We start from the raw sequence: 17,539 nt of genomic DNA on the forward strand, positions 1-17,539 counted from the left end.
CCGGCACGCTACCGCGCCACGCGTCAGCCGCGGCCCCACACGGGCACCTGGGCGCCGCTCACCACGCCGGAGGAGTCGCCGCACAGGAAAACGATCGTTTTCGCGATCTCCTCCGGCGCCACCCAACCACTCCGGTCGGCGTTCGGCATGGCCGTGCGGTTGGCCGGGGTGTCGATCACGCCCGGCAGCACGGCGTTGGCGCGGATACCGTCCCCGCGGTACTCGGCGTCCAGCGCCGCCACGAACGCCAGCACCGCCGCCTTCGCGGTCACGTACCCCGCGGCGCCGGGGAACGGCCGCACCGCGGCCCGACTGGACAGGCACACGACCGACCCACCGCCGCCAGCCACCAGGTGCGGGATCGCCGCCTGCGACACGAGGTAGGTCGGCCGCAGGTTGAGCCGCAGCTGCCACTCGAAGTCCTCGACCGGCGCCTCGTGCACCTTCGGCCCCATCCCGAACCCGCCGACCAGGTTGACCACGGCACGCAGCGGCGCGCCCGGTTCCCCCGCCGCGAGCTCGACGCAGCGTGCCACGTCGGCCGGCTCGAACAGGTCGGCCCGCACCAGTTCCAACCCGTCCGCGGCACCCAGCCGATCGCGGCCCTCCTCGCGGGTCCACGGCACCACCACCCGCCAGCCCTCGGCGAGCAACGTCCGCGTGACGGCCGTGCCGAGCCCACCGGTGCCGCCGGTCACCAGCGCCGTCCGGCTCACGAGCACACCGCCCCGCGGGCCGCCGAACCGACCAGCCGCGCGTACTTGCTCAGCACACCGGTGCGGCGCGGCACCTCCGGCGGCCGCCAGCCCTCCCGGCGGCGGGCCAGCTCCGCGTCGTCGACCAGCAGGTCGAGCGTGCGCGCCGCCATGTCCAACACGATCGGGTCGCCGTCGCGAACGAAGGCGATCGGCCCGCCGTGCGCCGCCTCCGGCGCGACGTGCCCCACGCACAACCCGGTGGTCCCGCCGGAGAACCGCCCGTCGGTGAGCAGCAGCACGTCCTTGCCCAGCCCGGCCCCCTTGATCGCCCCGGTGACCGCGAGCATCTCCCGCATGCCCGGCCCACCGCGCGGGCCCTCGTAGCGAATCACCACCACGTCCCCCGCCTTCAGCTCGGGCAGCGCGTCCATCGCCGCCTGCTCACCGTCGAACACCCGCGCCGTGCCCTCGAACCGCGCGGTGTCGAAGCCGGCACTCTTCACCACGGCCCCCTCCGGCGCGAGGCTGCCGTGCAGGATAGTCAGCCCGCCGGTCGGGTGGATCGGGTCGGACAGCCGGCGCAGTACGGTCCCGTCCAGCTCCGGCGGCGCCAACTCGGCGAGGTTCTCCGCCACCGTGCGACCGGTGACGGTGAGGCAGTCGCCGTGCAGCAGCCCCGCGTCCAGCAGCGCCTTCATCACCACCGGTACCCCGCCGACCCGATCCACCGCCGTCATCACGTGCCGGCCGAACGGCTTGACGTCGGCCAGGTGCGGCACCTTGTCCCCGACCCGGGTGAAGTCGCCGAGGGTGAGCGGCACCTCGGCCTCGTGCGCGATCGCCAGCAGGTGCAGCACGGCGTTGGTGGACCCGCCGAGCGCCATCACCACGGCGATCGCGTTCTCGAACGCCTCGCGGGTGAGGATGTCCCGCGCGGTGTGCCCCCGCCGCAGCATCCCGACCACCGCCTCGCCGCTGGCTCGGGCGAACCGGTCGCGGCGCCGATCCACCGACGGCGGGCTGGCCGACCCCGGCAGCGACATGCCGAGCGCCTCGGCCGCGCACGCCATGGTGTTCGCGGTGTACATCCCGCCGCAGGCGCCCTCACCGGGGCAGATGGCCCGCTCGATCCGGTCCACCTCGTCCCGGGAGATGAGGCCGCGGGCGCACGCGCCGACCGCCTCGAACGCGTCGATGATCGTCACCTCGCGGCCGTCCACGCTGCCCGGCAGGATCGAGCCGGCGTAGAGGAACACCGCCGCCACGTCGAGCCGCGCGGCACCCATCAGCATCCCCGGCAGGCTCTTGTCGCACCCAGCGAGCAGCACGGCGCCGTCCAGCCGCTCGGCCTCCATCACCGTCTCCACCGAGTCGGCGATGATCTCTCGGGACACCAGCGAGAAGTGCATGCCCACGTGGCCCATGGAGATGCCGTCGGAGACGGAGATGGTGCCGAACTCCATCGGGAAGCCGCCGGCCGCGTGCACGCCCTGCTTGCTGGCCCCGGCCAGCCGCTGCAGTGACAGGTTGCACGGGGTGATCTCGTTCCACGACGAGGCGATCCCGACCTGCGGCTTGGCGAAGTCGTCGTCGCCCATCCCCACGGCGCGCAGCATGCCGCGGGCGGCGGCACGCTCGATGCCGTCGGTGACCTCGCGGCTGCGCGGCTTGATGTCGGGCTTGCTGTCCGTGTCGGCCATGCCCCGATGATGCCGTAGAGGTCAGCGCGCGGCCCGCCGGGCCGAACCGGCAGAATGCCGGTCGGCCGCGCGAGAGGCCGCACGACGAGAGGCAGGGCGAGAGACGGTGACCATCCCGGTGTCCAACACGGTGTCCATCCACCAGAAGATCGCCGAGGAGCTCGGGGTCCAGGAGCGGCAGGTGCGGGCCGCCGTGGAGCTGCTCGACGGCGGGTCGACCGTGCCGTTCATCGCCCGCTACCGCAAGGAGATGACCGGCACGCTCGACGACACCCAGCTGCGCACCCTCGAGGAGCGGCTGCGGTACCTGCGCGAGCTCGAGGAGCGGCGAACCGCGATCCTCGACTCCATCCGCGAGCAGGGCAAGCTCGACGACGAGCTGGAGGCGCGGATCCGGGCGGCCGAGACGAAGGCCCGGCTGGAGGACATCTACCTTCCGTTCAAGCCGAAGCGGCGGACGAAGGCGCAGGTCGCCAGGGAGGCCGGGCTGGAGCCGCTGGCCGAAGGGCTGCTCACCGAGCCGGGCACCGACCCGAAGGCCGCCGCGGCCGCGTTCGTCGACCCCGACAAGGGCGTCGCCGACGCCGCGGCCGCGCTGGACGGCGCGCGGGCGATCCTGGTGGAACGGTTCGCCGAGGACGCCGACCTGATCGGCGAGCTGCGGGAGACCATGTGGGCCCGCGGGTGCCTCGCCGCGAAGGTGCGCCCCGGCAGGGAGGAGGCCGGCGCGAAGTTCGCCGACTACTTCGACTTCGCCGAGCCGTTCACCAAGCTGCCCTCGCACCGGATCCTCGCCATGTTCCGCGGCGAGAAGGAGGAGGTCCTCGACCTCACCGTGCGGCCCACCCCGACGACCGAGGACGAGGAACGGGACGGCCCGAGCGAGTACGAGGTCGCCATCGCCGCGCGCTTCGGCATCGCCGACAGGGGCCGGCCGGCCGACCGCTGGCTGCTGGACACCGTCCGCTGGGCCTGGCGCACCAAGGTCCTCCTGCACCTGGGCATCGACCTGCGGATGCGGCTGCGCCAGTCCGCCGAGGACGAGGCCGTGCGGGTGTTCGCCGCCAACCTGCGTGACCTGCTGCTGGCCGCGCCCGCCGGCACCCGGCCGACGATGGGCCTCGACCCCGGCTACCGCACCGGGGTGAAGGTGGCCGTGGTCGACGGCACCGGCAAGGTGGTGGCCACGGACACGATCCACCCGCACAAACCGCGGGCGCGGTGGGCCGAGGCGCTGGCGACACTGGAGCGGCTGGCCCGCGAGCACCGGGTCGAGCTGATCGCGATCGGCAACGGCACCGCGTCACGGGAGACCGACAAGCTCGCCGGGGAGCTGGTGGCGCTGCGCCCGGAGCTGAAGCTGACCAAGGTGGTCGTGTCGGAGGCCGGCGCGTCGGTGTACTCGGCGTCGGCCTACGCCGCCCAGGAGCTGCCCGGCCTGGACGTGTCGCTGCGCGGGGCGGTGTCGATCGCCCGCCGGCTGCAGGACCCGCTGGCCGAGCTGGTCAAGATCGACCCGAAGTCGATCGGGGTCGGCCAGTACCAGCACGACCTCGCCGAGTTCAAGCTCTCCCGCTCGCTCGACGCGGTGGTGGAGGACTGCGTGAACGCGGTGGGCGTGGACGTCAACACCGCGTCGGCGCCGCTGCTCACCCGAGTTTCCGGCATCGGCGCCGGGCTGGCCGAGAACATCGTGCTGCACCGGGACACCCACGGCCCGTTCCGCACCAGGACGGCCCTGAAGGAGGTGCCGCGGCTCGGCCCGAAGGCGTTCGAGCAGTGCGCCGGCTTCCTGCGCATCCCGAACGGCGACGACCCACTGGACGCCTCCAGCGTGCACCCGGAGGCCTACCCGGTCGTGCGCAGGATCGTGGCGGCGGCCGGCACGGACACCCGGGAGCTGATCGGCAACACGAAGGTGCTGCGCGCACTGCCACCCGAGCGGTTCGTCGACGGCACCTTCGGCCTGCCGACGGTCACCGACATCCTCAAGGAGCTGGAGAAGCCCGGCCGTGACCCGCGCCCGGCGTTCCGCACGGCCACCTTCGCCGACGGGGTGGAGAAGGTCGCCGACCTGAAGTCGGGGATGGTGCTGGAGGGCGTGGTGACCAACGTCGCCGCGTTCGGCGCGTTCGTCGACGTGGGCGTGCACCAGGACGGCCTGGTGCACGTGTCGGCGATGTCACACGACTTCGTCAAGGACCCGCGCGACGTGGTCAAGCCGGGCGACGTGGTGCGGGTGAAGGTGCTCGACGTCGACGAGGCACGCCAGCGCATCTCGCTCACCCTCCGGCTGGACGACGAGCCGGGCCGGCCGGCGGAGCAGCGCCGGCAGGGCGGCGACCGGGGCCGGGGCGGGCAGCGGCGGGGGCAGGACCGCCAGAACCAGGGCCAAGGCCAGAACCAGGGCCAGAGCCAGAACCAGGGCCAGGGCCGGGGTCGGAACCGGCGGCAGGACGGTGGCGCGCCGGGTGGCGGCGGGGCGCTGGCCGACGCGCTCCGCCGCGCCGGGTACGGCAGGTGAGGCACGTCGAATCGCGTGGCGGGGCCGGAGCTCGGCACGGACAATGGACGGCATGGCTTCGACAGGTGGCTTGAGCCCGACCGCACGAACCCGTCTCGAACAGGAGCTGGCCCAGCTCCGCGAGCAGCACGACGCGCTCATGCCGCGGTTCAGCGAGGAGTCGCTGGGGGACAGCGCCGACCAGGCGGACATGTTGGAACGCGCGGAGACCGCGGCGTGGATGGAGCGGCGGATGCACGAGATCCGTGAGCTGCTCGCCGGCGGAACCGACCCGGACACCCAGCACGCCGTGCCGCCGGGTACCGAGGTCACCATCCGGTTCGCCGACGGCAGCGTCGACACGCTGCGGGTCGTGGCCATCGCCGCCGAGGCCGAGGACGACGAGGCGGCCCTCACCCTGGACAGTCCGCTCGGTCGGGCCATCGCCGAGCGCGGTCCCGGCGACACCATCACCTACCGGACCCCGCAGGGCGACGCCAGCGCCGAGATCGTGGAGATGACGCCGCCGAAGAAGGGGTGAGTCGTCCAGCGGGTTGCGGCACCACCAACGTGAAACGAATTCCATATGGCGACAATGAGCCAGCCGAGCCATCAATGGCAATTATCACCCGGTTAGCCGCGTACTCTGGCAATTAGTCGCCATGGCGTCCTACCATCGGGCGAACATCGCATCCTGCCTGCTGGGGCGGTACACATGACGGCGATTTCGTTTCGCGTTCTGGGGCCGCTGGAAGTCGAGGTGGCCGGCCGGCCGGTACCGCTCGGCGGGCCGAAACCACGCCTGCTGCTGGCGACCCTGCTGCTGCACGCCAACGTCGCCGTCTCCACCGACCTGCTGATCGACGTGCTGTGGCCGGGCACGGCACCCCGCTCGGCACCGGCGAACATCCGCACCTACGTGCACTCGCTGCGCCGCCGGCTGGTTGAGGGTGGCGCGGAGCTCGCCGACCGGATCCGCAACCGCCCTTCCGGCTACCTCCTGGAGGTCGGGCCCGGGGAGCTGGACCTTGCCGTGTTCGAGGACCAGGTGGCCGGTGCGCAGGAGGCGCTGGCCCGGCGGGACGTGCCGGCGGCGCTGCGCGCGCTGGACGAGGCGGGCCGGCTGTGGCGCGGGCACGTGCTGGAGGACCTTCCGCACAGCCACCGGTGGAGCGCCACCGTGGCGCGGCTGGCCGAGCTGCGGCTTACCGCCCACGAGCAACGGCTACGGCTGCGGGTCGAGTCGGGCGAGCACCACGACGCGGTGGTGGAGCTGCGCGGCCTGCTCGCCGAGCACCCGCTGCGGGAGGAGCTGTGGCAGCAGCTCATCCGGGCGCTGGCCGACGCCGGTCGCACCGCGGAGGCGTTGCAGGCCTACGCCGAGGTCGAGCAGATCCTGCTGACCGAGCTGGACGCCGAGCCGGGGCCGGGGCTGCGCGCCCTGCGCACCCGGCTGCTCGGCGGCCCCGGGGACCGCCCCGCGTCGCCGTTCCCGGTCTGCCAGCTCCCGCTGGACCTGCCGGACTTCACCGGCCGGGAGGGGCTGGTGACCGAGCTGGTCGGCGCGCTGCGGGCACGGGAGACGCCGGCGGTGGTGGTGCTGTCCGGGCCGCCGGGCGCGGGCAAGTCGGCGGTGGCCGTGCGGGTGGCGCACGCGGTGCGCGCGGACTTCCCGGACGGGCAGCTGCACGTGGACCTGGCCGGGACGTCCGGAACGCCGCGGACACCGGAGCAGGTGCTGCCCGAGCTGCTGCGGGCGGTGGGGGTCACCGACGGGGCGATGCCCCGCGGGCTGGCCGAGCGGGCGGCGCTGCTGCGGTCGCGGCTGGCCCGGCGCAGGGTGTGCGTGGTGCTGGACGACGCCGCCGGCGCCGCGCAGGTGCGGCCGCTGCTGCCCGGCACCGGCGGCTGCGCGGTGCTGGTGACCAGCAGGGTGCGGATGCCCGACCTGACGGGCGCGCACCCGGTGGACGTGGACGTGCTGCCCGAGCCCGACGCGGCGCGGCTGCTGGCGGGGATCGTCGGCGAGCGACGGGTGCGGGCCGAGCCGGACGGCGCGGCGGCGATCCTGCGGTACTGCGGCCACCTGCCACTGGCGATCCGGATCGCCGGGGCCAAGCTGGCCGGCCGGCCCGGGTGGACGTTGCGGACGCTGGCCGACCGGCTGCGGGACGAGCGGCGCCGGCTGGACGAGCTGCGGGTGGGCGACCTGGCCGTGCGGGCGAGCCTGGCGTTGAGCTACGACCAGCTGCCGGAGCGGGCGGCCGCCGCGTTCCGCTGGCTCGGGCTGCTGGGGCCGCTGCGGTTGCCCGGCTGGGTGGTGGCGGCCCTGCTCGACGCGCGCGACCCCGCGGACGACGTGCTGGACACGCTGGTGGACGCGCACCTGGTGGAGCTGACCGGGTGCGACGTCGCCGGGGAGCCGCGGTACCGGCTGCACGACCTGCTGCGCTGCTTCGCCGCGGGCAGGGCGGGTGAGGACGGCGCGGCGGTGTGCCGGGCGGCGGTGCGGCGGGTGCTGGCGGAGTACGTGGCGCGGGCGGTCGACGCGGCGGCGCGGATGCCGATCCACTTCCTCGGGGTCACCGCCGGGGCCGGCGACCCGCGGCGGCCGATCGGGGTGGACCCGGTCGCGTGGTACGCCGCCGAGCACCGGGCGGCGGTGGCGCTGGTCGAGCTCGCCGCGCGGTGGGAGCTGGACGACGCGGCGTGGCGGCTGGCGGCCGCGTTCGCGCCGTACTTCGACCTGCGCGGGCACCAGGACGACTGGCAGCGGACGCACGAGGTGGCGTTGGCGGCGGCGCGCCGGGCCGAGGACCGGTACGGGCAGGCGGTGATGCTGCGCAACCTCGGCCAGGTGCGGCTGTACCAGGACGCCTACGTCGAGGCGACCGACGCGTTCGCCGAGTCGCACCGGTTGTTCGACGAGGCCGGCGACGGGCGCGGGGCGGCGATCGCCCTGGCCGGGCTGGGAACGGTGCTGCGGGTGCGCGGCGAGCTGGACGAGGCGTTCGTGCGGTGCCTGGAGTCGCTGGCGCAGTTCGGTGCGGTGGGTGACCAGCACGGGGAGGCGGTGGCGCGGCTCGCGGTGGGATCGGTGTGGCTGGCGCGCGGGTGCCACTCGGCGGCGCGGCGATGGTTCACCGACGCGCGGGAGCTGGCCGGCCGGATCGGGGACCGGCACCGGGAGGCGCACGCCCTGAAGCGGCTGGCGGAGTTGCACCAGCACCGCGGGAACCTGGCACTGGCCCGCGAGCACATCGACGAGGCGATCGCGATCTTCACCGGCCTCGGCGACGACCACTGCGTGGGGTACGCCAACCAGAGCCTCGGCATGTTGTGCCTGGACAGCGGGGACCTGGCGCACGCGCGGCTGCTGCTGGTGAACTCGCTGAGCGTGCACCGGCGCAACGGGGACCGCCGCTCGGAAGCGGAGGTGGCCGAGCTGCTGGGACGCCTGCACGAGACGATCGGGCAGCCGCAGCGGTCGCAGCGGTACCGGGCGCACGCCCGGTCCCTGTGGCGTGACCTCGGTGTGGCCGCGCCCGGTCACCCGGGTGGAGCGGAGCACGCCGCTCGGCCCGGTCCGACCGCCGACCCGAACGTCCTGCGCCCCGCCTGAGCCGACGCTCAGCTCAGGCGGGTTCGCAGCAGGCAGAACTCGTTGCCCTCGGGGTCGACCAGGACGTGCCAGGACTCCTCGCCGGTCTGGCCGATGTCGGCCGGGCGGGCCCCGAGCTCCAGGAGGCGTTCGAGCTCGGCGTCCTGGTTGCGGTCGGTGGCGTTGACGTCGAAGTGCAGTGGCAGCCCGCCCACCGTGGGCTCGGTGGTGGGGATGAAGACCAGGGTCGGCTGCGATCCGCCGAACCCCTCCGGTGGCAGGGCCGCGACCGCGCCGTAGTCGGTCTCGAGCACGGTGAAGCCCAGCACCTCGCACCAGAACGCCGCCAGCCGTCGCGGATCCCGGCACTTGATCACCAGTTCGGAGATGCGACAAGCCATGATCGGCACCCTACGGGGCGTCGACCGTGTGCGGCCAGGACGCCGCACGGTTCCGTCGGGCAGGACACGTAGTGTGCCGACCAGTGGCCTGAACGTCCAACTGGAACGGTCTGATCTGGCACGAGAAGGCCCCCCGGTCGATCACCGAACGCGATCAACGGCCGCACCTTTGTATCGATCGTGTACATCTGCGCCGCAGAATCGGCCGCCATCCGGTACCGCCGGTGAGCTCGCCCGCGGTACCGGCCCCGACGGGAAAGGAGACGGCGATGGCGTCCGACGAGATCGGCACCATGGCGGCGGCGAACAGTGAGACGTCGTGGTTCTGCTGCGGCCCCGGCTGGGGCCCGTGCAACTCGGCCGGCGGCGGCTCGTGCGGCAACTGCCGCTCCGGCAGCTACCACACCGCCTGGCCCAACGCCTCCGCCGAGTGCTGGGCCATCACCCGCCCCGACCGGTGCGGCAACAACCTCACCCGGCGCGGCTGCGGGCACACCTTCTACGTCAAACACCTCTGCGGCACCAAGGAGATCGCCGTCAGGATCGCCGACTGCGGCCCGGACACCGACCGCTGGTGCGGCGAGAGGCGCTGCTGCGGCGGCAAGTGCGCCACCGACCGCCTGCTCGACCTCACCCCGGCCGCGTTCAGCGCCATCGGCGACCTGTCCGCCGGCCTGATCCCCGTCACCTTCCGCAGCTGAGGAGGCCATCGTGACAACCTTCGACCGAAGACGATTCCTCACCAGGGCCGTGCTCGGCGGCACCGCGACCGTGGTGGGCGCCACCGCCCTCGGCGCGATCTCCCCCGAGGCCGCGCTGGCCGAGCAACATGTCGGCCCCGACCTCGGCGCCGACATGTACGACCCCGACTTCGTCGATGGGCGGATCACCGCGATCACCGGCGCGGTGCTGACCGTCCTGTCCGGTGACCACTCCGTCCACCGCATCCACGCCACCGGCGCCACCAGCGTCTGGAAGCTCCGGCACACCACGCTCGGCGCCACCGCCGTCGGGGACGGCCTCTACGCCCGCGGCGTCCGCCTCGACGACGGCACCCTCGCCGCCGACGCGATCTGGCTGAACATCGTCAACCTGCGCAGCAGGGTCGTCGGCATGGCACCCGACCTGCTGCACCTCGACGCCGGTGGCCAGCACGTCGTCGCGCACGTCGTGCCCGGCACCACGGCCGCCGTCTACAACGGCACGCCGGCCGTGCGCGACCTCTCCATGGTCCAGGTCGGTCGGCACGCGCAGGTGATCGGTGCCTGGCGCCCGGACACCAACCACGTGGACATCTCCACCCTCTACACCTCCGCCGCCTGACACCGCCTGGAACCGTTCGACACCGCCTGAACCCTGCCCCAACCACGGGCCCGGCCCGCTCACCGGGGGCCGGGCCCTCCCCCACCCTGCTCGGGAGAAGTCCATGGACCTCGTCGTCCCGGCGGCCGTCCAGTCCGTCTTCGTCACCGGCGCGCTCGGCGTCGCCGGCGTGACCAAGCTGTTCGGCCGGCACACCGCGACCGCCGCCCACCGCTCGGCACTCCGCCGCCTCGTGGGCGAGCGGCGGGCCCTGCCCGCGTACCGGCTCGTCGGCGCGGTGGAGCTCGCCCTCGTCGTGGCGCTGCTCGTCCCGGCCGGCCACCCGCTCACCGCGGTCGCCACCACGGTGTGGTGCCTGGCAATGCTGGCCTACCTCGGCTACGCCAGGCTGGCCGCGCCCGGCACCTCGTGCGGCTGCCTCGGTTCCCGCACCGCCCCGGTCGGCGCCCGCGCGTTCGCCCGCGCCGGCCTGCTCACCGCCGCGGCGGGACTCATCGCCACGGTGAACCTCACCGCCACGGGACTCGGCACCGCGGCACTCGCCGTGCCGTGGCCGGTCGCGCTCGCCGCCCACCCCGTGCCGGCGGTGGCGCTGCTGGCCGTCGAGGCCGCGGTGTTCGTCGCGCTGTCGGCCGAGCTCGACCACCGCTGGCTGCTGCCGCTGCGCCGGCTGCGGGTTCGGCTGCGCCACCCGCTCGGCCGCGCCGTCACCGCGGACCCGACCGACGTGCCGGTGCAGGCCACCCTGCAGCAGCTCTACCGCAGCCCCGCCTACCGATCCGCGCACGGACTGCTGCGGTCGTCCGTTCTGGACACCTGGGACGAGGAAGGCTGGCGCATCGTCACGTTCGCCGCCGGGGAGGGCACCGCCGTGTTCGCCGTGCCGCGGGGTGAGCACGCGCCGGAGAAGGTCCGCGCCGTACTGGTCAGCTGAGCACCCGGCCTGAGCACACGAGCCGGGGCCGGCTCGCGCACCCCCATGACGCGAGCCGGCCCCGGAACGCGGTCAGCAGCCGGTGCTGCTGGTGATGGTCGTGTTGCCGAAGTACCTGATCGCGACGCCGTTGAGCACCGCCCGCTGGACGACGCCGTTGCGGATCTGCTCGTAGTGCAGGTGCGGCCCGGTGGACCCGCCGGTGCTGCCGACCTTGCCGATGACCGTGCCGGTGCTGACGCTCTGCCCCACCGAGACGTTGAACGAGTTCAAATGCGCGTACAGCGTCTTCCAGCCCTCGGCGTGCCGCACCACGATGTACTTGCCGTAGCTGCGGTTGCCGAGGTTGCGCACCGTCTCCACGGTCCCGGCCGCGCTCGACCGCACGTTCTTGCCGAGCGCGTCGCCGCGCTGGAAGTCCACGGCGTTCTGCGGGTTGTGGTTGGTGCGGGTGTTGGCGTTCCACACCTGGCCGCAGTCGAACGGCGTGCGCAGGTTGACCGCCTGCACCCCGACGTCCGCCGACGACACGGCCGACGCCGTCGGTGCCGCGACAAGGGCGACACTCGCCGCGGCGGCCGACAGCAGACCGGTCAGTGCTCTCTTCTTGGTCGACACAGGTGCCATCTCGGTTCCTCACTGTGTGCGCGTGCAGGGAGGAACCAGGTCACCATTTCGCTGTACACGAGACGTACAACCGGTGCCGGCGCCTACAGCGGGTGGTAGGCGCTGCCCTCGATCTGGCCGTGCTGGCACACCGGGCCGGCCGGCCACGGTACCGAGAACTGCTCGGTGCCATCGGGTGGGATCACGTCGACGTGGTCCGGTTTCGGCTGGCACGGCTCGGTGGCCGGCTCGCCCTCGCCGGGCACGACACCCCAGCGCAGGTCCTTACCGGCCCGCTCCCCCGGCGCGAGTCTCACCTCCTGTGGCCCGGGGTCGACTCGCTGCAGGTCGGTGGGCAGCGACCGGCGGTCCGGGCCGACCAGCTCCAGGCCGCCGTAGCCGTACAGGGTGCACGGCTCGGCACCGATGTTGGTGACCACCAGCGTGCCGTAGCGGGTGCCGGCGGCGGCGCCCTCCACCCGCACCTCGCCGCTCAGCTGATCGGCGAGGCACCGGGATGCCTCCGTCTCCGCGGCGGCGACCGTGGTCGACTCGAGCGCCACCTGCCGCGCGGGTTGGGTTGGTTGGGCGGGCTGGCTGCACGCGGCCAGGGCGCCCGCGCACAGTCCGCCGACCGCCAGACCCACCACCATCGTCCTGTCGTTCATGATTGTCACACTCCCCGACTGTCGATGTTGCTTCTTACCGAGTACCCAACCGAGTCCGTGATCCACCACCCCTCTTCCCGCAACGCCGAGAAGGTGGCCTTGGCTCACCTCCGCCGGCGATCACCAGACGGTCACGGTAACGTCACGAAAGAGTTCTGCCCGGTGTCGTGACCTGGTTGCGCGGACACGTGGCGGGAGACGTCGACGACGGAAGCGAGGGAGGGGCGCGGTGAGCGACTCGGGACCGGTACTGGTGGGCTTCGACGGCTCGGCGGCCGCCCGCGAGGCGGTCGGATGGGCCGCCCGCGAGGCGGTCAACCGGAAGGTGCCGCTGGTCCTCACGCACGCCTTCAACTGGCAACCACCGGTCGCCGCCGCGGGCTGGCCGCCGGGAGTCGCCGGCGCGTGGGTGCCCACCGAGCCGCTGGGCGAGGAGCCGGTCCGGCGGGCCGCCGAGCAGCAGCTGGCCGAGGCGGCCGACCAGACCGGCAAGCGGTGGCCGGACCTCGACGTGACCACGACGATCCAGGACGGCCCGGCCGCCCCCGCGCTGAGCGAGCAGGCCGCGCGGGCCGGCGCGGCGCTCCTCGTCGTTGGCGCGTCCGGCCACAGTGGACTGTCAAGGCTGCTGCTCGGCTCGACGGCGGCGGAGCTGGTGCACACCGAGCGCCGGCCGGTCGTGGTGGTGCGCGGCGGGGACCCGGAGGAGCCGGCGCAGGCGGTGGCCGCGCCGGTGGTGGTCGGGGTGGACGGCTCGCCCACCAGCTACCGCGCGATCGGCTTCGCCTTCGACTACGCGGCGCGGCACGGCTGCCCGCTGCACGCGGTGCACGCCTGGTCGGACACCCCGCTGACCTCCCTCGTGGGCACGGGTGCGGCCGAGCCGCTGGGCGAGCTGGACGGCGCCAACGTCGGCCGGATCGCCGACGCGCACCTCGGCGAGTGGCGGCGCCGGTACCCGGACGTGCCGCTGCACTTCGACGTCGTCGCCGACCGGCCGGCCCGCACGCTGCTCGACCGCGCGGAGGACGCGCGGCTGCTCGTGGTGGGCAGCCACGGGCGCGGTGCGTTCCGCAGGGCGCTGCTCGGCTCGGTCAGCCACGCCGCCGTGCACCACGCGAACTGCCCGGTGGCGGTGCTGCGGGGTAGTGAGCGGGACGACGAGACGTGACCCGGTGAGCGGCGGCGACGAGAGGCGAGAGCGAACCGATCACTCCCGCGTCCGGGCGAGGGGCGGTGGTGCGGTCAGCCGGGCGCCCGGACGTCGACGCAGGCGTACCGGGCGGGCTCGTCGATCGGCTCGCGCGGCTGCACCTTCGCCGGAACGGTGATGTCGCCGGCCCGCTCGAAGGTGAACGTGACCGGCATAGAGGTGCCGGCGAGGACCGGCTGGGTGAACTCGACGACCTCCACGAAGTACGGCAGGTGGCCGGTCACGTCGCGGCCCGGCGGGCCGGGCACGGTGCCGTTCGCGGTGATCGGCAGGCCGTCGACCGGCTCCGCGGTGCCGTCGCAGTCGCGGTCCCACCGCAGCTTCACCTTCGCGTGAGAGCTCGTCACCCGGATCAGCGAGTCCTGCTCCGGGGACTCGTTGGCGAGCGTCAGCAGCAGCCGGGCCGACTGGCCCGGCTGGAACTCGCCGTCCGGGGGCCGCTGCACGTAGACGTTGCGCAACGTGATCGGCCCCAGCTCGGCGTTGGTCCCCAGCGTGGTGAGCTGCTGCTCCTCGAGGGGCACCCCCTCGTCGGGCGGCTGGCCGCCCTCGCCGCCGCAGCCGGCCATCATCAGCAACGCCACCGCCGAGCCGGCGATCGTCCTCCTCGTGCCCCACATCGTCGCGCGGGTACCACCGGTCACCCGGAGCGAAACGTGGCACGATTGGCATCCCTGCGAGCGGGGAAACCGGACGGCATGACATCGCACGACGTTCCGACCATTCGCCAGCCTCGCCAGCCGCTCGGCAGGTTGACCGCCGCGCTCGCCGTCGCCGGGCTGCTGGCCACGGCCTGCTCCGACGACACCGCGCCCGTGGAGGACTATCCTCCGCCGCCACCCGGTCCGGCGGAGGGGCTGACCGAGACGCCCACCCAGGACGAACCGGAGCTCACCCACAGCGGTCGACTGGCGCCACCGGAGACGGCGCAGGACGCCTACACCTACAACCCCGAGCTCGCCCCGGCCGGCGCGGAGCTCACGGTCGAGGTCGACCGCGATGGCGGCGCGACCGCGGTGGAGTTCAGCGTCGACGGCCTGCTGCCCAACCGCGGGTACGCGGTGCACGCGCACGTCGATCCGTGCGGCCAGACGGGCGAGGCGGCCGGCCCGCACTTCCAGCACAACGTGGACCCGAACGCGACGCCGGACAATCCGTCCACCGACCCCGCCTACGCCAACCCCGACAACGAGATCTGGCTGGACATCCGCACCAACGGTGAGGGTGACGGCGAGACGCGCACGACGGTGCCGTTCGTGTTCACCGAGCGGGCTCCGGGATCGGTGGTCGTGCACGAGGCCGAGGTCACCGCGACCGAGCCGGGCAAGGCCGGCAAGGCCGGCGACCGGCTCGCGTGCCTGACCGTGCCGTTCGGCACGACCGGGTGACCGGCTCCGTCAGGTGGTGAAGAACCGGACGAGCACCGGGGCCAGCGCCGCCGGGTCGACGGCGTGCGGCTGGCCGTCCAGGGTGAGTCGCTCCGCGTGGGGAAGGCTCCCGGCGACGGCGTCCGCGGCCCGCTCGAAGAAGTCCGCCCCGCTCGAAGAAGTCCGCGCCGCCGCCGGTGGCCACCAGCGCCGGCTGGGTGATCGCGGCGAGCCGGGCGAACGGCGGCCGGCTGTCGCCGAGTACCGCGGCGTCGTAGGCCAGGGTGTGCGCCAACGTCTCCAGATCCGGCCACATCGGCGATGTCCGCGCCGCCACGATGTCCTCGTCGGACGAACCGGCGAGCCGCATGAACAGCTCCAGCGCGTCCCCCCGCCGCCCTTCGGCCAGCGTCTCCCGCAACCGGACGACGTAGTCCCGCCAGTGACCCGGCGGCGCGTCGAGGCTGTACGGCAGCTCGTACACCGCGATCCGGTCGACCGGCAGCCCGGCCGCCACCGCCTCCAGCGCGAGCGCCCCGCCCGTGGACACGCCGTACAGCCGCACCGGCCCACCGGCCGCGCCGATCAGCGCCGCGAGGTCCTCGATCTCGCGCGCCACCGCGTACGGCGGCGTGTCGCCGCTGGCGCCGCGGCCCCGGCGGGCGTAGTTGAACACCGTGAAGCTCCCCGCCAGCTCCGTGGCGAGCGGCGCGTTCTCCGATCCGTCGTCGAGCGCTCCGGTCACCAGGACCACGGCGGGGCCGCTGCCCTGCCGTTCGTAGGCGATGGGCGTGCCGTCCTTCGATGTCACCCGGCTCATCTGCTCCTCCGTCTCACCGTCGCGTCCCCCTCGACGGCCATGGCGCGAGAAGCCACCTGCCCCTCGCCAGAACGGCTCTGGCGGGACCGGTCAGTGCGGTGGAATCCAGTGTCCACCGCCGTGCGGACCGGGTGTCCTGTCCTCGTCACTGAGGTGCAGGCACGCGGCACCGACGAGCCCGACGATGCCGACGAAGACCAGGAAGAAGTTCAGCGTCAGCACGCCGAGCAGCACGACGGCGGGCGCCAGGACGGTCATCGTGAGACGGATCGCCCTGGCCCGCCGCGCGCCGCCGGGGAGCGCGCCCTCGCCGAGCGCCTTCGCCAGCTCGGGGTCGTCGGCCTCGAACCACTGCTCGATCTTCTTCAGTTCCCGCTCCTCGTGCTGGCTGAACATCAGCGCCTCCGCGGAACTCACTGGGGGTGCGCGGCCCTGGCCGCGCGGGTGAGCAGTTGCTTGCTCATGTCATAGCCGATCTGCAGCACGTCGGCAGCCGCCACCACGGTGAGCACCGTGCTCACCAGCCGGGTGGGGCGCGGCGCGGCCACCATGCCCGCGGTGAGGCCGGTCGCGATCCAGACCCCGAGGCAGAACGGGCAGGTGATCATCTCCCCGATCGCGTGCTGCGCGCCGTCGCCGCGTACCGACTCCTGCAACTCGGACTCCCCCGCCGGTGCCTCGTATCGGGTGAACGGCGCCCGTAGTGGACTGGTGATGGTGTCCTTCGCCAGCACCCGGCTCGCCTTGTGGGTGGCCACGGACAGCAACACCGTGTCGCCGAGGCCGATCCGCTCCGGCAGCCGCACGCCGAGGGCGCGCCCGCCCGCGGTCAGTGCGGCCGCCAGACCGCCGTAGGTGCCGAGGACGACCAGGTAACCCCGCAGCGGTCGGTCCGCGTCGCCCTGGTAGAGCTCGCGGATCCGCCGCCCCGTCCTGGCCAGTATCGACATGCCCACTCCTCGTCGTCGCGCTGGACTCGCCGACCCTCAACGGGGTCGTGTGGATCACGACTAGTGCCGCACCACACCCGTCTCCGCGCGGGCCCCGGTCGGCAGCAGGCCCAGCAGCACCATGCCGGCGCCGAGGCCGAGGTGCAGCCAGTTGTCGGCGTTGTTCAGCGGCACGAAGTTGGCCTGGCTGTCGAGGTCGATGACCAGCCCGTAGATCCACAGCAACAGGTAGATGATCCCGCCGCCGATCAGGAACGCCCGCGCGCCGCCCGGCCGCATCGCCATCGCGAACCCGACGACACCGAACGCGAGGTGCACCAGGTTGTGCAGGATCGACACCTGGAACACGCCGAGCAGCATCGCGGTCGAGTCGTGCGACCAGAACTGCATGCTGTCGTAGTTGGTCGTCACACCCGGGATGAAGCCGAGAATGCCGACCACCAGGAACACGGCCGCGACCACCATGGCCGCCGCCCGTACCGGCGACATCGCCGGCTTGACCGATTCACTCACGTCGCCACCTCGTTCGGAAGGGACTGTTGGACGGATCGTCGGAATACCCGCGGGTAAACCAGTCAAACCGCCCCCGTCCCAACGGTGACGAGACCGGGTGACACCCTGCCGGGAGAGCCCTGGTCGGGGCGCTGTCGCGGCCCGCATCCCGCCGGTGCCGTGATCGCCGAGGCGGTCCCCGGCCACCGTGCCGGCCGGGTTCGCCGTACCCCGTCGCGGCGGCCGGTGCCGTCCGGGTGCGC

The 17,539-nt window shown here is 73.5% G+C and carries 18 protein-coding genes; 8 read left to right on the forward strand and 10 right to left on the reverse strand.

Features of this window, described 5'->3' with window-relative positions; all coding sequences use genetic code 11:
* Positions 1-23: 23 nt before the first annotated feature.
* Both BM051_RS03000 and ilvD read right to left on the reverse strand, forming a co-directional pair.
* Positions 24-716, reverse strand: coding sequence for an SDR family NAD(P)-dependent oxidoreductase (locus BM051_RS03000; RefSeq protein ID WP_092527515.1), 693 nt, complete (start codon positions 714-716; stop codon positions 24-26).
* Entirely contained in the window at positions 713-2,398 is a 1,686-nt protein-coding gene (ilvD, locus tag BM051_RS03005; RefSeq protein ID WP_092527518.1) for a dihydroxy-acid dehydratase, read from the reverse strand. The genes BM051_RS03000 and ilvD overlap by 4 nt, the downstream gene beginning before the upstream one ends.
* A 112-nt stretch (positions 2,399-2,510) precedes the next feature.
* Here ilvD and BM051_RS03010 point away from each other — a divergent pair, with 112 nt between their 5' ends.
* From BM051_RS03010 to BM051_RS03020, 3 genes are all read left to right on the forward strand, one after another.
* Positions 2,511-4,922 carry a Tex family protein gene (locus tag BM051_RS03010; RefSeq protein ID WP_243859554.1) on the forward strand — a complete coding sequence of 804 codons (2,412 nt, stop codon included), beginning with the start codon at positions 2,511-2,513 and terminating at the stop codon, positions 4,920-4,922.
* Between the two features lie 52 nt (positions 4,923-4,974).
* Positions 4,975-5,442 (forward strand): GreA/GreB family elongation factor, encoded by a 468-nt coding sequence (locus BM051_RS03015; RefSeq protein ID WP_092528450.1) that lies wholly within the window; start codon positions 4,975-4,977, stop codon positions 5,440-5,442.
* Positions 5,443-5,616: 174 nt separating this feature from the next.
* Positions 5,617-8,523: an AfsR/SARP family transcriptional regulator gene (locus BM051_RS03020; protein WP_092527521.1), complete on the forward strand. Its 2,907-nt coding sequence runs from the start codon at positions 5,617-5,619 to the stop codon at positions 8,521-8,523.
* An 8-nt stretch (positions 8,524-8,531) separates the two neighbouring features.
* Here BM051_RS03020 and BM051_RS03025 read toward each other — a convergent pair whose 3' ends face one another.
* Entirely contained in the window at positions 8,532-8,903 is a 372-nt protein-coding gene (locus BM051_RS03025; protein ID WP_092528452.1) for a VOC family protein, read from the reverse strand.
* Positions 8,904-9,172: 269 nt separating this feature from the next.
* Here BM051_RS03025 and BM051_RS03030 point away from each other — a divergent pair, with 269 nt between their 5' ends.
* From BM051_RS03030 to BM051_RS03040, 3 genes are all read left to right on the forward strand, one after another.
* Positions 9,173-9,604: an RlpA-like double-psi beta-barrel domain-containing protein gene (locus BM051_RS03030; RefSeq protein ID WP_092527524.1), complete on the forward strand. Its 432-nt coding sequence runs from the start codon at positions 9,173-9,175 to the stop codon at positions 9,602-9,604.
* Positions 9,605-9,614: 10 nt separating this feature from the next.
* Positions 9,615-10,226 (forward strand): cell wall protein, encoded by a 612-nt coding sequence (locus tag BM051_RS03035; RefSeq protein ID WP_243859521.1) that lies wholly within the window; start codon positions 9,615-9,617, stop codon positions 10,224-10,226.
* Positions 10,227-10,329: 103 nt separating this feature from the next.
* Positions 10,330-11,160, forward strand: coding sequence for a MauE/DoxX family redox-associated membrane protein (locus tag BM051_RS03040; RefSeq protein ID WP_092527530.1), 831 nt, complete (start codon positions 10,330-10,332; stop codon positions 11,158-11,160).
* Between the two features lie 72 nt (positions 11,161-11,232).
* Here the strand turns inward: BM051_RS03040 and BM051_RS30260 are convergent, their stop codons facing one another.
* Positions 11,233-11,787 (reverse strand): M23 family metallopeptidase, encoded by a 555-nt coding sequence (locus BM051_RS30260; protein ID WP_092527533.1) that lies wholly within the window; start codon positions 11,785-11,787, stop codon positions 11,233-11,235.
* A gap of 83 nt (positions 11,788-11,870) precedes the next feature.
* Positions 11,871-12,434: a DUF4232 domain-containing protein gene (locus BM051_RS03050; RefSeq protein ID WP_092527536.1), complete on the reverse strand. Its 564-nt coding sequence runs from the start codon at positions 12,432-12,434 to the stop codon at positions 11,871-11,873.
* A 229-nt stretch (positions 12,435-12,663) separates the two neighbouring features.
* Between BM051_RS03050 and BM051_RS03055 the strand changes: the two genes are divergently transcribed.
* Complete coding sequence (locus tag BM051_RS03055; RefSeq protein WP_092527539.1) at positions 12,664-13,605, forward strand: universal stress protein; 942 nt, start codon at positions 12,664-12,666, stop codon at positions 13,603-13,605.
* 74 nt (positions 13,606-13,679) lie between these two features.
* Here the strand turns inward: BM051_RS03055 and BM051_RS03060 are convergent, their stop codons facing one another.
* Positions 13,680-14,291 (reverse strand): copper chaperone PCu(A)C, encoded by a 612-nt coding sequence (locus tag BM051_RS03060; protein ID WP_092527542.1) that lies wholly within the window; start codon positions 14,289-14,291, stop codon positions 13,680-13,682.
* Positions 14,292-14,345: 54 nt separating this feature from the next.
* Between BM051_RS03060 and BM051_RS03065 the strand changes: the two genes are divergently transcribed.
* Complete coding sequence (locus BM051_RS03065; RefSeq protein ID WP_092527546.1) at positions 14,346-15,035, forward strand: superoxide dismutase family protein; 690 nt, start codon at positions 14,346-14,348, stop codon at positions 15,033-15,035.
* On the opposite strand, the gene BM051_RS03070 is transcribed toward BM051_RS03065, so the two are convergent.
* The 4 genes from BM051_RS03070 to BM051_RS03085 all read right to left on the reverse strand — a co-directional run bounded on the left by BM051_RS03070 (position 14,953) and on the right by BM051_RS03085 (position 17,273).
* On the reverse strand, positions 14,953-15,834 hold the full coding sequence (locus tag BM051_RS03070) for an alpha/beta fold hydrolase (RefSeq protein ID WP_092527549.1): 882 nt from the start codon (positions 15,832-15,834) through the stop codon (positions 14,953-14,955). The genes BM051_RS03065 and BM051_RS03070 overlap by 83 nt on opposite strands.
* 90 nt (positions 15,835-15,924) lie before the next feature.
* Positions 15,925-16,230: a DUF3040 domain-containing protein gene (locus tag BM051_RS03075; RefSeq protein ID WP_092527552.1), complete on the reverse strand. Its 306-nt coding sequence runs from the start codon at positions 16,228-16,230 to the stop codon at positions 15,925-15,927.
* Between the two features lie 17 nt (positions 16,231-16,247).
* Positions 16,248-16,784 (reverse strand): DUF1360 domain-containing protein, encoded by a 537-nt coding sequence (locus tag BM051_RS03080; RefSeq protein ID WP_092527555.1) that lies wholly within the window; start codon positions 16,782-16,784, stop codon positions 16,248-16,250.
* A 60-nt stretch (positions 16,785-16,844) separates the two neighbouring features.
* Positions 16,845-17,273, reverse strand: a complete 429-nt coding sequence (locus tag BM051_RS03085) for a DUF4383 domain-containing protein (protein ID WP_092527558.1) — start codon at positions 17,271-17,273, stop codon at positions 16,845-16,847.
* Positions 17,274-17,539: the final 266 nt, after the last annotated feature.

It is taken from the genome of Amycolatopsis arida (assembly GCF_900115565.1).
GTDB classification, from domain to species: domain Bacteria; phylum Actinomycetota; class Actinomycetes; order Mycobacteriales; family Pseudonocardiaceae; genus Yuhushiella; species Yuhushiella arida.

What these genes read in the sequence shown, in the direction of transcription:
- BM051_RS03030 (WP_092527524.1), top strand. Translation starts at nt 9,173, where the DNA reads ATGGCGTCCGACGAGATCGGCACCATGGCGGCGGCGAACAGTGAGACG.
- BM051_RS03040 (WP_092527530.1), top strand. Translation starts at nt 10,330, where the DNA reads ATGGACCTCGTCGTCCCGGCGGCCGTCCAGTCCGTCTTCGTCACCGGC.
- BM051_RS03015 (WP_092528450.1), top strand. Translation starts at nt 4,975, where the DNA reads ATGGCTTCGACAGGTGGCTTGAGCCCGACCGCACGAACCCGTCTCGAA.
- BM051_RS03020 (WP_092527521.1), top strand. Translation starts at nt 5,617, where the DNA reads ATGACGGCGATTTCGTTTCGCGTTCTGGGGCCGCTGGAAGTCGAGGTG.
- BM051_RS03065 (WP_092527546.1), top strand. Translation starts at nt 14,346, where the DNA reads ATGACATCGCACGACGTTCCGACCATTCGCCAGCCTCGCCAGCCGCTC.
- BM051_RS03075 (WP_092527552.1), bottom strand. Translation starts at nt 16,230, where the DNA reads ATGTTCAGCCAGCACGAGGAGCGGGAACTGAAGAAGATCGAGCAGTGG.
- BM051_RS03085 (WP_092527558.1), bottom strand. Translation starts at nt 17,273, where the DNA reads ATGTCGCCGGTACGGGCGGCGGCCATGGTGGTCGCGGCCGTGTTCCTG.
- ilvD (WP_092527518.1), bottom strand. Translation starts at nt 2,398, where the DNA reads ATGGCCGACACGGACAGCAAGCCCGACATCAAGCCGCGCAGCCGCGAG.
- BM051_RS30260 (WP_092527533.1), bottom strand. Translation starts at nt 11,787, where the DNA reads ATGGCACCTGTGTCGACCAAGAAGAGAGCACTGACCGGTCTGCTGTCG.
- BM051_RS03050 (WP_092527536.1), bottom strand. Translation starts at nt 12,434, where the DNA reads ATGAACGACAGGACGATGGTGGTGGGTCTGGCGGTCGGCGGACTGTGC.
- BM051_RS03080 (WP_092527555.1), bottom strand. Translation starts at nt 16,784, where the DNA reads ATGTCGATACTGGCCAGGACGGGGCGGCGGATCCGCGAGCTCTACCAG.
- BM051_RS03070 (WP_092527549.1), bottom strand. Translation starts at nt 15,834, where the DNA reads ATGAGCCGGGTGACATCGAAGGACGGCACGCCCATCGCCTACGAACGG.
- BM051_RS03025 (WP_092528452.1), bottom strand. Translation starts at nt 8,903, where the DNA reads ATGGCTTGTCGCATCTCCGAACTGGTGATCAAGTGCCGGGATCCGCGA.